General features: G+C 59.5%; 14 protein-coding genes and 1 tRNA gene. 7 read left to right on the top strand and 8 right to left on the bottom strand.

Going from position 1 to position 13,405, the window contains the following annotated elements:
• Positions 1–66 precede the first annotated feature (66 nt).
• Complete coding sequence (locus AC0N03_RS02820; protein WP_474286939.1) at positions 67–1,458, bottom strand: class II 3-deoxy-7-phosphoheptulonate synthase; 1,392 nt, start codon at positions 1,456–1,458, stop codon at positions 67–69.
• Positions 1,459–1,672: 214 nt separating this feature from the next.
• Here AC0N03_RS02820 and AC0N03_RS02815 point away from each other — a divergent pair, with 214 nt between their 5' ends.
• The gene (locus AC0N03_RS02815; protein WP_474286938.1) at positions 1,673–2,857 is read left to right on the top strand and encodes an MFS transporter; all 1,185 of its coding nucleotides are present in this window, start codon (positions 1,673–1,675) and stop codon (positions 2,855–2,857) included.
• A 93-nt stretch (positions 2,858–2,950) separates the two neighbouring features.
• Here the strand turns inward: AC0N03_RS02815 and gor are convergent, their stop codons facing one another.
• From gor to AC0N03_RS02795, 4 genes are all read right to left on the bottom strand, one after another.
• Positions 2,951–4,321: a glutathione-disulfide reductase gene (gor, locus tag AC0N03_RS02810; protein ID WP_474286937.1), complete on the bottom strand. Its 1,371-nt coding sequence runs from the start codon at positions 4,319–4,321 to the stop codon at positions 2,951–2,953.
• 45 nt (positions 4,322–4,366) lie between these two features.
• The gene (locus tag AC0N03_RS02805; protein WP_474286936.1) at positions 4,367–4,879 is read right to left on the bottom strand and encodes a DUF2059 domain-containing protein; all 513 of its coding nucleotides are present in this window, start codon (positions 4,877–4,879) and stop codon (positions 4,367–4,369) included.
• A 15-nt stretch (positions 4,880–4,894) separates the two neighbouring features.
• Positions 4,895–5,596 carry a ribose-5-phosphate isomerase RpiA gene (gene rpiA / locus AC0N03_RS02800; RefSeq protein ID WP_474286935.1) on the bottom strand — a complete coding sequence of 234 codons (702 nt, stop codon included), beginning with the start codon at positions 5,594–5,596 and terminating at the stop codon, positions 4,895–4,897.
• 185 nt (positions 5,597–5,781) lie between these two features.
• Positions 5,782–6,180, bottom strand: coding sequence for a hypothetical protein (locus AC0N03_RS02795; protein ID WP_474286933.1), 399 nt, complete (start codon positions 6,178–6,180; stop codon positions 5,782–5,784).
• A gap of 157 nt (positions 6,181–6,337) precedes the next feature.
• Between AC0N03_RS02795 and AC0N03_RS02790 the strand changes: the two genes are divergently transcribed.
• The 4 genes from AC0N03_RS02790 to AC0N03_RS02775 all read left to right on the top strand — a co-directional run bounded on the left by AC0N03_RS02790 (position 6,338) and on the right by AC0N03_RS02775 (position 8,668).
• The gene (locus tag AC0N03_RS02790) at positions 6,338–7,039 is read left to right on the top strand and encodes an HAD-IA family hydrolase (RefSeq protein ID WP_474286932.1); all 702 of its coding nucleotides are present in this window, start codon (positions 6,338–6,340) and stop codon (positions 7,037–7,039) included.
• A gap of 106 nt (positions 7,040–7,145) precedes the next feature.
• Positions 7,146–7,220, top strand: a tRNA-Val gene (locus AC0N03_RS02785).
• Positions 7,221–7,381: 161 nt separating this feature from the next.
• Positions 7,382–7,864, top strand: a complete 483-nt coding sequence (locus AC0N03_RS02780; RefSeq protein ID WP_474286930.1) for a hypothetical protein — start codon at positions 7,382–7,384, stop codon at positions 7,862–7,864.
• Positions 7,865–8,083: 219 nt separating this feature from the next.
• Positions 8,084–8,668, top strand: coding sequence for a L,D-transpeptidase (locus AC0N03_RS02775; protein WP_474286929.1), 585 nt, complete (start codon positions 8,084–8,086; stop codon positions 8,666–8,668).
• Positions 8,669–8,692: 24 nt separating this feature from the next.
• Here AC0N03_RS02775 and AC0N03_RS02770 read toward each other — a convergent pair whose 3' ends face one another.
• Positions 8,693–9,070, bottom strand: coding sequence for a gamma-butyrobetaine hydroxylase family protein (locus AC0N03_RS02770; RefSeq protein ID WP_474286928.1), 378 nt, complete (start codon positions 9,068–9,070; stop codon positions 8,693–8,695).
• A 66-nt stretch (positions 9,071–9,136) separates the two neighbouring features.
• On the opposite strand from AC0N03_RS02770, the gene moaA reads away from it, so the two are divergent.
• Entirely contained in the window at positions 9,137–10,174 is a 1,038-nt protein-coding gene (gene moaA / locus AC0N03_RS02765) for a GTP 3',8-cyclase MoaA (RefSeq protein WP_474286926.1), read from the top strand.
• On the opposite strand, the gene AC0N03_RS02760 is transcribed toward moaA, so the two are convergent.
• Both AC0N03_RS02760 and AC0N03_RS02755 read right to left on the bottom strand, forming a co-directional pair.
• Positions 10,171–11,331: a benzoate/H(+) symporter BenE family transporter gene (locus AC0N03_RS02760; RefSeq protein ID WP_474286925.1), complete on the bottom strand. Its 1,161-nt coding sequence runs from the start codon at positions 11,329–11,331 to the stop codon at positions 10,171–10,173. The two genes, moaA and AC0N03_RS02760, sit on opposite strands and share 4 nt — an antisense overlap.
• 8 nt (positions 11,332–11,339) lie before the next feature.
• Positions 11,340–12,452 carry an Mrp/NBP35 family ATP-binding protein gene (locus tag AC0N03_RS02755; RefSeq protein ID WP_474286924.1) on the bottom strand — a complete coding sequence of 371 codons (1,113 nt, stop codon included), beginning with the start codon at positions 12,450–12,452 and terminating at the stop codon, positions 11,340–11,342.
• A 157-nt stretch (positions 12,453–12,609) separates the two neighbouring features.
• On the opposite strand from AC0N03_RS02755, the gene AC0N03_RS02750 reads away from it, so the two are divergent.
• Positions 12,610–13,404, top strand: a complete 795-nt coding sequence (locus AC0N03_RS02750) for a transporter substrate-binding domain-containing protein (RefSeq protein WP_474286923.1) — start codon at positions 12,610–12,612, stop codon at positions 13,402–13,404.
• Position 13,405: the final 1 nt, after the last annotated feature.

Here is a 13,405-nt window from a genome sequence, read left to right as displayed (position 1 = left end):
GCAAAAAAACGCCGGCATTGCACCGGCGTTTTTTCAAAATCACAATTGTCTGGAAGGTCGAAGCTATTATTCCGCTGCTTCCACCCGCGCATGCTTGCCCGCACGTTCATTCTTGAGCAGCTCAGCCACAAGAAAGGCAACCTCGATTGCCTGCTCGGCATTGAGGCGCGGGTCGCAATAGGTGTGATAGCGGTCATGCAGATCGGATTCGGAAATGGCCCGCGCGCCGCCGGTGCATTCGGTGACGTTCTTGCCGGTCATTTCAAGATGAATGCCGCCGGCATAGGTGCCTTCCGCCTGATGCACCGCGAAGAATGTGCGGATTTCCGACATGATGCGATCAAACGGGCGGGTCTTGTAGCCCGTTGCCGCCTTGATCGTGTTGCCATGCATCGGATCGCAGGACCAGACGACATTGCGGCCCTCGCGCTTGACCGCGCGCAGCAGCGCAGGCAGATGCTCCTGCACCTTGTCCGCGCCAAAGCGTGCAATCAGCGTCAAGCGGCCCGGTTCGTTATCCGGATTCAGGATGTCGATGAGCTGCAGCAGGCCGTCCGGCTTGAGCGAAGGGCCGCATTTCAGGCCGATCGGGTTCTTGATGCCGCGCATATATTCAACATGGGCATGATCCGGCTGGCGGGTACGATCGCCGATCCAGAGCATATGGCCGGACGTGGCATAGGGATCGCCGGTCGTTGAATCGATGCGCGTCAGCGACTGTTCATAGCCAAGCAGAAGCGCCTCATGCGAGGTGTAGAATTCGGTGGAGCGCAATTCCTGATGCTGCTCGGCATCAAGACCGATGGCGCGCATGAAATCCAGCGTCTCGGTGATGCGGTCGGCCAGAGCCTGATAACGCGCGCCATTCGGGCTGTCATTGACGAAGCCCAGCATCCAGCGATGTGCATTTTCCAGATTGGCGTAACCGCCGCTGGCAAAGGCGCGGATCAGGTTCAGCGTTGCGGCCGACTGGCGATAGGCATTGATCTGCCGCTGCGGGTCTGGCACGCGGGCCGCGGGCGTGAATTCGATGTCGTTGACAATGTCGCCGCGATAGCTCGGCAGCTCAACGCCATTGATCACCTCGGTATCGGCCGAACGCGGCTTGGCGAATTGCCCGGCAACGCGGCCGACCTTGATGATCGGCGATGCGGCGCCGAAGGTCATCACCACCGCCATCTGCAGGAACACGCGGAAAAAATCGCGGATATTGTCGGCGGAATGCTCGGCGAAGGATTCGGCGCAATCGCCGCCCTGCAGCAGGAAAGCGTCGCCCGCGCAGACCTTGGCGAGATGCTTCTTCAGCTTGCGGGCCTCGCCGGCAAAAACGAGCGGCGGATAGCCGGCAAGCTGGCGCTCGACATCTGCCAGTGCGGCAGCATCGGGAAAGCTCGGAATCTGCTGTGCAGGCTTGGCTCTCCAGCTATCGATGGACCATTTTGCGCGCGTATCAACCATCACTTCCACTCCGGCTCGGGGCTGACTTGATCTCCGTGCCCCGTCTTTTAAAAGGCGATCTATATACGCTTTTACTCGTTTTAGACAAGGAGATTGCGCGCATCCGGCAGCCATGCGCCTGTCACGGCTCTGTCATGTCATTTTTAGTCAGTAATCTGCTGGAAATTTGAGCTTTTTCCCGCAGTATGGTTGCATATTCAAGTCGGATGTATCCGTGCGCCAGTTTTCTGCCCTGTTTGCTATTCTCTCCGCCGTTCTTATCCTGATTTCAGGCAACGGCCTGTTCAACACGCTTGTACCCTACCGGGCCAAGCTGGAATTGTTCCCCGACCAGTTGATCGGCTTCATCGGCTCAGCCTATTTTCTCGGAATGCTCGGCGGCACGATCATCGCGCCGCGTCTCATCCGCCGGTCCGGCTTTACCCGCGCCTTCGCAGCGCTGGCCACGGCCTGCATCATCGCCGGCCTGCTTTATCCGATGCTGATCAACCCCTGGTTCTGGATGGCGCTGCGCGCCATTGTCGGCTTCTGCTTTGCGGGACTTTACGCCGTCATCGAGGTCTGGGTCAGCAATTCGGCGGATGAGACCAACCGCGGCCGCACCTATGCGCTGTACCAGGTTGTCACATTTGCGGGCAGCGCCATCGGCCAGCAGATATTCACGCTGGACGATGCACAGTCCTACCGGCTGTTTTCGGTGGGAACCATTCTCTTCGCCATGGCTATCCTGCCGATGACATTCACCCGCTCCGATCCGCCGGCCCAGCCCAAAAGCCTGAAATTTCAACCCTTCTGGCTGATGAAGAAATCGCCGGTCGGCGCGGCTGCGGCTCTGTGCATCGGCCTGTGCAACGGAGCGTTCTGGTCTCTGACACCGGTCTATGGCGTTGGCATTCACCTTTCCGCCCACACGATCGGCACATTCATCACCGTTGTCGTGATCGGCTCGTCGCTGGCGGTGTGGCCTGTCGGGCGGCTGTCGGATTTTCTCGAGCGCCGCAAGGTCCTGCTTGTGATGGTGATCGGCGCCATGTTCAGCGAACTGATCATGGCGCAGATGGACATGCGATATGCGTCGGTTCTGCCGATCATCGGCTTCTTTCTCGGCAGCTTCATGTTCACGCAATATTCAATGGCGGTGACGCATAGCAATGATCGCGTCGGGCCGGATTATGCGTTGCAGGTTTCAGCCGGACTGCTCTTTCTGTACTGCATAGGGGCCATCATCGGCCCCACTCTGGGCGCAGCCCTGATGGGCCGCTACGGCCCGCAGATGCTGTTCGTACAGGCGGCGGTCACCCATTGCGCACTGGCTGTATTCATCATCCTGCGTATCCGGGACAAGAAAGCCGATGCGCCAATCCCGCGCCCCGATACGCCGACGACGACACCGGGCTAGAGTATTTTGCGTTCAGATGGAACCGCATTCCCTCTCACCGCACTGCGTTCAGAAGGAACGCTCACCATTATTTCCGCTTAAACCCAACACGCTCTAGGACCGGATCTGGCGCGAGACGCTGCGCATGGTCACCAGTTCTTCGGCGGCGGTGGGATGAACGGCCATGGTCGCATCGAAATCGGCTTTGGTCGCGCCCATTTTCACGGCTATGCCCAGCAATTGCGCCATCTCGCCCGCGTCATGGCCAAGAATATGCACGCCCAGCACGCGGTCATCATCCGCATTGACGATGATCTTCATGATGGTCTTTTCCACGCGGCCGGAAAGCGTGGCCTTCATCGGACGAAATGCGGTCTCATAAATGTCGATATTCCTGAAAGCCACGGCAGCCTGAGCCTCGGTAAGGCCTATCGTGCCGACTTCCGGCGTCGAAAATACCGCAGCGGCAACATTGGTATGATCGACGCGGACATCCTTACCGCCGAAAACCGTATCGGCAAATGCATGGCCCTCGCGGATGGCCACCGGCGTCAGGTTGATGCGATTGGTGACATCGCCCACCGCATAGATGCCGGGCGCGCTGGTTCTGGAATAGCCGTCAACCTTGATCGCGCCGTAATCATCAAGCTCCACACCCACGGTTTCAAGCCCCAGCCCGGCGACATGCGGCTTACGCCCAGTCGCAACCAGAATCTGATCCGCATGAACATGTACGCCCTCGGCAAGCGCAATCTCCAGCCCGTCCGTGGTGCGGTGTATGGCGCGCGGCAGGGTCTGCGGCAGAACCGTCACGCCTGCCTCTTTCAGAGCCGCGCCCAGCCCGTCACGCACCGCCTGATCGAAGCCGCGCAGCACCTGATCGGCGCGCATCATCAGGGTGACGTGTGCGCCGAGCCTAGCAAAAACAGAGGCAAATTCCACGGCAATGAACCCGCTGCCCACAATGGCAAGACGCCGCGGAAATTCCTCAAGATCGAATATTTCATTCGAGGAAATGGCATGTTCCATGCCATGCACATGCGGCTCAAGCGCCGGAGAACCACCCGTCGCAACCAGTATCACCCGGGCGCTGACCTGCTTGCCGGAAGCAAGGCGCAGCCCATGCGGGCCGGTGATGCGGGCGCGCTCCTCGAAAATGCTCACGCCGGATCTGACGAGATTGTTGCGATAGATCAGCGAAAGCCGGGAAATTTCCTTTTCCTTGGCCTCCACCAGCCGTGGCCAGCTGAACTGCGGCTTCGCCATGTCCCAGCCAAAACCGGCGGCATCCTCGAAATCGTCGGCAAATCGGCTGGCATAGACCAGCAGCTTTTTCGGCACGCACCCGCGGATGACACAGGTGCCGCCGATGCGAAATTCCTCCGCAATGGCAACCTTTGCGCCGTAGCCCGCCGCAATTCTGGCGGCACGTGTGCCGCCGGAACCAGCACCGATCACGAAAAGATCATAATCAAATTCACTCATGGGCAGAACTCGATGGCGGCAACACAAACAACGGCGCGAAACGGATCAGAGATCGATATTCTTCTTCTTCAGTTCCTCGCGCACGCGCGTCACCATCTCGACAGAGAGATTGCGCGACCAGGCCTGCATGACGGCAACCAGCTTGTTCAGCATGTCGGGCTGCGAATTCACATATTTCTGTCCGGCCGGCGACTTGAAGAATGTGGCGATCTGATTGAGTTCCTGCTCGGAAAGATCCGAAGCATAAATTTTTGCCGCAGTGGCGATCAGTTCTTCCTTCTTGGCCTCGAATTCCGGCTGCAGCGCCTTCAGCGTCTCCTGCACCTGCTGCACGAGTTCGGGACGGGTCTGCGTCAGGGTGCGCGTCACCTGCGCCATGTAATCAGGAACGATGCTGTCGAATGTGCGCGTGACACCGCTGGCGAGCACCACCTGACGGGCGGCGGCAAGCTGGCCGGGAGTTGGATCCTGCGCGAAGGCGGATACAGGCGCTGCCAGAAGAAACGCGCCAAGCGCAAAAGCGCTGATGGCAGAACGGGGGGAAAATTCAAAATGCACGTGAGTCTCCTTAAATTATTTCAAAGCGCCAAGCAGGCGTACACCCTCTCCGCCAGCGATAACCGCGCCGGCCGCCAGACCGATGAACAGTCCATGTTCAACAACACCTGCAATCTGGCTGAGGCGTTCGGCCAGCACAGCCGCATCCGGAATGGCCCGGACATGACAATCGACAATCCAGTGCCCGCTGTCCGTGACGAAAACATGGCCGTCCTTGCCGCGGCGCAGAACAATCTCCCCCGGACAGCCGGATTTTTCCAGCACATTCGCAATATGGCGCCGTGTTGCCCCGAAACCAAAGGCAATCACCTCCACCGGCAGCGGATAAGCTCCCAGACGCTCCACCAGCTTGGTTTCATCGGCAATAACGATCATGCGCTTCGACGCGCTGGCGACGATCTTTTCGCGCAGCAGCGCCCCGCCGCCGCCCTTGACGGCATTGAGCGCCGGGTCAATCTCGTCGGCGCCGTCGATCGTGAGATCAAGTTCGGGTGTTTCATCCAGCGTGGTGAGCGGAATGTTGAGGCTTTCGGCCTGCAGGCGCGTTGCTTCCGATGTGGGCACGCACAAAACCTCGAATCCCTGCCGAACCTGTGCGCCAAGCAGATCAACCAGATGCCGGGCGGTCGAGCCGGTGCCGAGGCCAAGGCGCATTCCGGAAGTTACGAAAGTCAGTGCCTTGGCAGCGGCAAGGCGTTTCAATTCATCAGCTGTCACGATCTGGTCCCGCTCAGGCAAAAATGGATGGCGTCAAATGCTCAGAAGCAAACATTCTTTATCCGCCCAGCACCGCAGAACCGGACCGACCGGGGATGTTTTGCCTCGTTCGTCATGCGAGCGCTTCTAACATGCAAGTCCGTGCCCTGCACCTGCAAAATGAACCGGGATGATGTGCGCTCTGATTATTTGGGGGCGGTGCAAACCACCTTCTCGTCATAAACGAAACAGATGCTCATTGCGCCGGTGCGCATATCCACGCGGAAAACACCCTGCTCGTCATTATGGCTGGACGCCATCAGGCCAAATTCGCTCGGCGTCTGCTTGCCCGCGCCCTCGCCTGCCGGATAACACAGGGTAACGCCCAGGGCATCGGCGGCGACTTCGGTCTTACCCGGCGTGAGGCCATATTCGCAGGCGCCCATTTCACCTGTGAATTTATCGACGCGGTAAATGCGGTTCAAATTCTTCTGCGGGGCCGCCCGGAACTCGAAATTGGCGGCCATTGCCGCCCCCGGACAGGAAAATGCAACAACCGCCAGAAGGGCCAGTGCGTGGCGCGATGCGGAGGCGGAACGAGACATGGGCTGAACTCCTGAAATGGCACCGCCCGCCTGTCCGGTGGGCATATCGAATCAACACCAGAGGATCGCCCAAGATCGTGGCAAATTCAAATCATGCGCGGCAAAGATTTTTCTCCTGTACAATTGTTTCCGCGCGTAAAAGGCGTTAACCAGACGCATGATGAAAAATTCCAGACCTCTCCTCGTATTCGACCTTGACGGCACGCTGGTTGATTCTGCCGGCGACCTGATGGGCACCCTGAATTTCGTGCTGCAGCAGAACGGAATTGCGCCGCTGCCGGTGGAAAAGGCGCATTCGCTTCTGGGTGCAGGCGGGCGGGCGCTGATCCAGCGCGGCTTCGCGGCGCAGGGCGAGAGTCTGGACGAGGCGCGGCTCGACACCCTGTTCACCGCCTTCATCAATCATTATACCGATAATATCGCCATCAACACGCGGCTTTATCCCGGCGTGCCGGAAGCGCTGGACCGTCTGGCCGATGCGGGTTTCCGCTTCGCCGTCTGCACCAACAAACTGGAAGCGCTGGCGGTCAAATTGCTGCGGGAACTGAGTTTCGCGGAGCGGTTCGATGCAATCTGCGGGCAGGATTCGGCGGTTATCGACGGAAAATCCGTGCAGAAGCCCGACCCGCGCGCGCTGTTCCATGCTATTGAGCGCGCCGGAGGACATCGGGAAAAAGCCATCATGATCGGCGATTCGAAAACTGACATCGCAACGGCCAAGGCGGCGCGTCTGCCGTCCATCGGCGTTGATTTCGGCTACACAGACATCCCCATGCGCGAGCTTGGCGCCGATTATGTCATTTCGCATTTTGAAGCTCTTTGGGACGCAGTGATGAGCCTCGAGGCGGTCGCGCCATAGGCTTGCGGGCCGCTCCAAGCGGCCTTCAATTGCTAGCGGGGAAATCACCAACCGCCGCTTGACTTCCCCTTTGCACATCCTTAAACGGATGCATCGGTTTTTACCGGGGCGCGTAGCACAGCGGTAGTGCGTTCCCTTCACACGGGAGAGGTCACAGGTTCAATCCCTGTCGCGCCCACCATTTTCAAGCCAGTCTATATCACGCCAGCCGGCACACTAAATCCGGCGGCTCTTGCTTATTGACGCAGGTCAACGCGGAATTTCCACGCAAGATCAAGATGAATCCGTGAGCTGCACCGATTTCAGACTCATTAAATTTTAAAAATACCCGAGGAGGGTACTATGAGATTGTCTCAGATAGCATTGTCCGGCGTTCTTTTTCTGGCATTCGCCATGCCCGCGCTGGCAGGCGGCACGATCAAGGTCAAGCTTCTGGATCAGGGCGGCGATATGGACATGAGCAAAAACGCAGGCCTTGGCATGGGCATGAACGGCGACATGCATATGGCGACCATGAGCATCAAGGTGGATCACGCCCGGATCTCAGCGGGCAAAGTGACGTTCCAGGTGGTCAATGAATCAAAAGGCATGGTGCACGAGATGCTGGTTGCCCCGATTAAGGAGCCCAACGCGCAACTGCCTTTCATCGCCAAGGAAAATCGGGTCGATGAAGAAGCGGCAGGCGACATGGGCGAAGTTTCAGAACTCGATCCCGGAAAATCCGGCGCGCTGACGCTCGATCTCAAGCCGGGAAAATATATCCTCTTCTGCAATGTGGCCGGCCATTACATGGACGGGATGTGGACGACCATCGACGTTCGGTGATCCGTCCGGGCGGCGGCCATGATCTCCCACATGGCCGCACTCCTCTAAGCCTGCCTGCGCCAAAACTGTTGCATCGAAACAACGGTTCCGGGTCATCTGGACAAGGCGCGGATTCCTGTTCAATCAACAATTGATTTTGCCTTTAAACTGCGGCACATCCCGTTTCGTTTGCATTGCGCTTTTCGCATTCCGTCCCGAAAATTGATCACAGGATGTTTCATGCGCCGTAATTTCATGGCTTATGCCGGCTTTGTTTCGCTTGCTATGCTGGCTGCGCCTGCCGCACAGGCCCAGACCCTCGCCGGTCTCTTCTCTCAGCCCATCGTCACCTACGGCCCCGAGGAAAGCCAACCCGAGGCCACGCCCATTCCGCGTGAGACCGTGGACTACGACAACAAATATGCGCCGGGCACGATCGTGGTTTCCACGACGGAGCGCAGGCTCTATTTTGTGCTGCCGGATCACAAGGCTATCCGGTACGGCATCGGCGTCGGCCGCCCCGGCTTTGAATGGTCCGGCACCAAGGTCATCAGCGCCAAGAAGGAATGGCCGGACTGGACGCCGCCGGAGCAGATGCTGCGCCGGCGCCCCGACCTGCCGCGCCATATGGCTGGCGGCATCGACAATCCGCTCGGCGCGCGCGCCATGTATCTCGGCTCTTCGCTTTACCGCATCCACGGCTCCAACGAGCCGGATACGATCGGCGAGGCCGTGTCCTCCGGCTGCATCCGCATGACCAACGAGGATGTCAAGGATCTTTACAGCCGCGCCCGTGTCGGCACCCGCGTCGTCGTGCTGCGCTAACGCATCCGCCTGCCGGGACAGGGGCTATTTCTGCCCCGGCTTGTCCCGGCTGAGCCCCTTTGCCTCCAGCGCCGCGAGATAGCCGGCCCAGACGGTCTCACGGTCTTTCCCCATCTGGTGCAGCGCGTCCCATGTGTAGAGGCCGGTGTCGTGGTCATCGTCAAACACCAGTTTGACGGCATAATTGCCGACCGGCACGGCATTGAGGATTTTGACATTGCGCTTGCCGCCAACCGTCTTGCGCTCGGATGGCGAATGGCCGCGCACCTCGGCGCTCGGGCTTTCGACGCGCAGAAATTCGGCGGGAAGCTCAAAGACCGCACCATCCTCGAACGTGATTTTCAGGATGGTGCCCTGCCCGGTCACCCGCAATTCCGTCGGCCAATGCAAACCCTGCGTCATTACACCTCCTGAAATGGCCGAAAGCCTTACTGGTCAAACCGGCGATTGCACACTAATTTAAGCACCATGAACACGCATGCGAACAAATTTCAAGCCGGGCAATCTGGCGCACCTCTCGTCGATCCCTTTGGCCGCGCGATTTCCTACATCCGCGTATCGGTGACGGATCGATGCGATTTTCGCTGCGTTTATTGCATGTCCGAGGATATGCATTTCCTGCCCAAGCAGGATCTTCTCAGCCTTGAGGAACTGGACAGGCTGTGCAGCGCCTTCATTGCCCGCGGCACGAAACAAATCCGCATCACCGGCGGAGAGCCGCTGGTGCGGCGCGACATCATGAAACTGTTCCGCTCGCTGTCGCGCCATCTCGCAAGCGGCGCTCTTAACGAACTGACCGTCACCACAAATGGCTCGCAGCTTGGCAAATATGCGCAGGAACTGGCCGATTGCGGCGTAAAGCGTGTCAATGTGTCGCTGGATACGCTGGACGCGGATAAATTCCGCGCTGTCACGCGCTGGGGTGAACTGTCCAAGGTGCTGGGTGGCATCAAGGCGGCGCAGCAGGCCGGTCTGGCGGTTAAAATCAATGCTGTGGCCTTGCAGGGCGTCAATGATGACGAATTTGAATCGCTCATCCGCTGGGCGCATGGCGAGGGCATGGACCTCACCTTTATCGAAGTGATGCCGCTCGGCGAAATCACGGAGCAGCGCGTCGATCAATATATTCCGCTCTCGCGGGTTCGGGCGCGGCTGCTCGAGACATTCACGCTCGAGGACATTGCCTACAAGACCGGCGGCCCGGCCCGCTATGTGCGCGTGCGCGAGACCGGGGGACGGCTTGGCTTCATCACGCCGCTGACCCATAATTTCTGCGAAAGCTGCAACCGCGTGCGCGTCACCTGCACCGGCACGCTCTACATGTGTCTGGGCCAGGAAGATGCCGCCGATCTGCGCGGCCCGCTGCGCGCCAGCCCCGGAGACGAAGTGCTGTTCCGCGCAATGGAAGCGGCGATAGCGCGCAAGCCGAAGGGGCATGATTTCATCATCGACCGCCAGACGCAGACGCCGGCCGTCTCACGCCACATGAGCGTGACAGGGGGTTAGTCCCGCCATTTTTTCAGCAGAATGACCGCACCGCCTGCAATAAGGCCCCAGAACGCCCCGCCTATGCCAAAAAAGGTGAGGCCGGATGCCGTAACAAGGAAGGTAAGGGCCGAAGCCTCGCGGTGATGCGCATCGGTCAGAGCCGCGACCAAAGCACCGGAAAAAGCCCCCAGCAGGGCCAGACCCGCAACCGACTCGATAAGCAGCGGCGGAGCGACATTGACAAAGGCGGTGATGGCGCCGGCAAACAGGCCGAAAACAACATAGGCAATACCGGCCACGACAGCCGCCCAATAGCGTTTGTCGCGCTCTGGATGCGCCTCGTCCCCCGCGCACATGGCGGCGGTTATGGCCGCGAGATTGAGGGCATTGCCGCCGAAGGGCGCGGTCAGCACCGAGAATATGCCGCTGGAGACAAACAGCGGCCCGGCATCCGGCTCATAGCCGTTCACCTTCAGCACGGCCAGCCCGGGAATATTCTGCGAGGCCATGGTGACAATGAACAGCGGCAGGCCGATGCCGACCAGCCCTGCCAGCGTGAAATGAGGCGGGACAAAGCTCAGTTCTGGCGCCATCGGGCCGAACTGCGGCGCATGCATGTAGATCACGATCAGAATGGCGGCAACGATCACTGCGGCAGGCACCGCCATCAGGCGGTTGATGCGCGCAGCCACGGCCCAGACGCCGAGGATGATCACGCCTTCCAGCGGCATTGCCGCTATCGCATTGACCGGCGCGACGCACAGATGCAGCATGATGCCCGCCAGCATGGCATTGGCGAGCGGCGCCGGAATGGCCACCACAAACCGGCCCAGCGGCTTCCACAGTCCGCACAAAATAATGAGAAAGCCGCAGGCGACAAATGCGCCGACAGCAACGGGAAAGCCGCCTGCAATCGCCGGGGACACAGCCAGAAGCGCGCCGCCCGGCGTAGACCAGACGATGGAGATCGGCTGGCGCAGCCACAGGCTCATGGCGATACCGCAGATACCCATGCCAACCGAAAGGGCCATCAAACCGGAGGCGGCTTCCGCCGGACTGGCGCCCACCGCGCGCAGGCCACTCAATATCACCGCGAAGGAACTGGCAAAGCCCACAAATGCCGCAAGCATGCCGACCGGGATCGTGCGCGGTGAAAAATCCGATGCCAGCGACATGCTCCACCCTACTCCACGATGATCGAGGGCGCGGCGCGCATGGTTCCCTGCATCAGCTGCGCTTGCACGGCATCGGCAATAGCGAGATAGGCCCTGGCATGCGGCCCTGCCGGATCAAGCGCGACAATCGGGCGGCCGGAATCCGATGTCTCGCGGATAGCCATTTCGAGCGGTATTTCGCCAAGGAACGGCACCTGAAGACGTGCGGCCTCATGCCGCGCGCCGCCATGGGCGAAAATGTCGGAACGGGTGCCGCAATGCGGACAGACGAAAAAGCTCATGTTCTCGACAAGGCCCAGAATCGGGACATTGACGCGGTTGAACATGGCTATGCCGCGCCGCGCATCAAGCAGCGCGAGATCCTGCGGCGTGGAGACGATCACCGCGCCGCTGAGCGGTACGGACTGCGCCATGGTGAGTTGCGCATCGCCCGTCCCGGGGGGCATGTCCACCACCAGTACGTCAAGTTCGCCCCACGCAACCTCTCGCAGCATCTGCGTGATGGCCGACATCACCATCGGCCCGCGCCAGATCATCGGCGTTTCTTCCTCGACAAGAAAACCGATGGACATGATCTTGAGGCCGAATGCCTCATGCGGCTTCATAATACGCCCGTCAACGACTTCCGGCTTGCCGGACAGGCCAAACAGCCGCGGCATCGAGGGGCCATAGATATCGGCATCGAGCACACCAACCTTGAGCCCGCGCGCGGCAAGGCCCAGCGCAAGATTTGCCGCTGTCGTGGATTTGCCCACGCCGCCCTTGCCCGACGCAACGGCAATGATGTGCCGGACTCCGGCTATTGCCGTACCCGCGCGCGCCGCCGTGGCGCGAGGCCCGGGGGCGTGAGCCTGCGCCTGACCCTGACTTTGACCTTGTCTGGTTTCAGCCGTCAGCGTGACAAACACTTGTCCGATACCGGGCATCACCCGGATCGCGCCTTCGGCCGAACGGCGCAAAGGCTCGTATTTGCCGGCCTGCGCCGGATCGATCGCAATCGTCACATAAACCTTATTTTCAAGGATCGTGATACCGCCCAGCAGGGGAGATTGCGACAGCGGCAATTGATCGGGCGCCATGACCCGGTCCAAAGCCTTCAAGACATCTTGTTCAGAAACCACGGCGTGCCTCAATCATTTAATGATTCGTAATGGAAACCTTACCACAGTCCCGCCAATACATGCGCCGGATGAGGACTGCCGCGCGAAACGATGCAGAGGTTGCATTTTACATGCGCTTGCGCCAAACCATGATCAAATTTTTACAGCGAGTTGAAATTTGCTTCTGCAGCGGTCTATCCCCGTGCTTGCGCGCGGTTTCATCTGTCTTCTTGCACTGGCCATGCTGCCTTCTGTCGCACAGGCCCGGAGTTTCGCCTTTCTGCGTATCGCAACCGAAGGCGCGCGGCCGCCTTTCAATTTTATTGACTCGCATAATGCTCCTGCCGGGTTCGATGTCGATCTCGGACAGGAAATCTGCGCGCGCATAAAAGCTAAGTGCGAATTCGTGACGCAGGACTGGGATAATCTCATTCCGAACCTGCTGCTCGGACGCTACGACATGATCATATCCGCGATGCGCATAACAAACGAACGCCGCGAGAAGATCGATTTTTCAACGCCATATGCAAACATTCCGCCAGCCTTTCTGGCCCAGCGCGATGCCGCCATTCCAGATGTAAGCCCTGCCGGACTCGAGCAAAAGCGGATCGGCGTTGTCGCCGGCAATCCGGCGGAAGCCTATCTGAAGCATTTTTATCCCAAATCCGAATTACATCCCTATGCAACGCTGGAGGAAGCCATCCTCGATCTGGGCAGCGACAGAATCGATCTGGTACTCGGCCGGAGGGAAGCGATCGGTGATTTTCTGCGCACACGCAAGGAAGGCGAGTGCTGCCGTATTGTTGGCAGCGCAGACCCCGAACCCACCATTCTCGGCGAGGGTATGGCCATTGGGCTGCGCAAAACCGATCCTGATTTGCGCGAGGCCGTGAATGCCGCTTTACAAAATATCCGCGATGACGGCACCTTTGCCCGTATAAGGGCGAAATACTTTGATTATGAACTGGAATAGG

This window comes from Methylocystis sp. sgz306128 (assembly GCF_056032725.1).
This window is presented reverse-complemented; position numbering and strand designations above follow the sequence as displayed.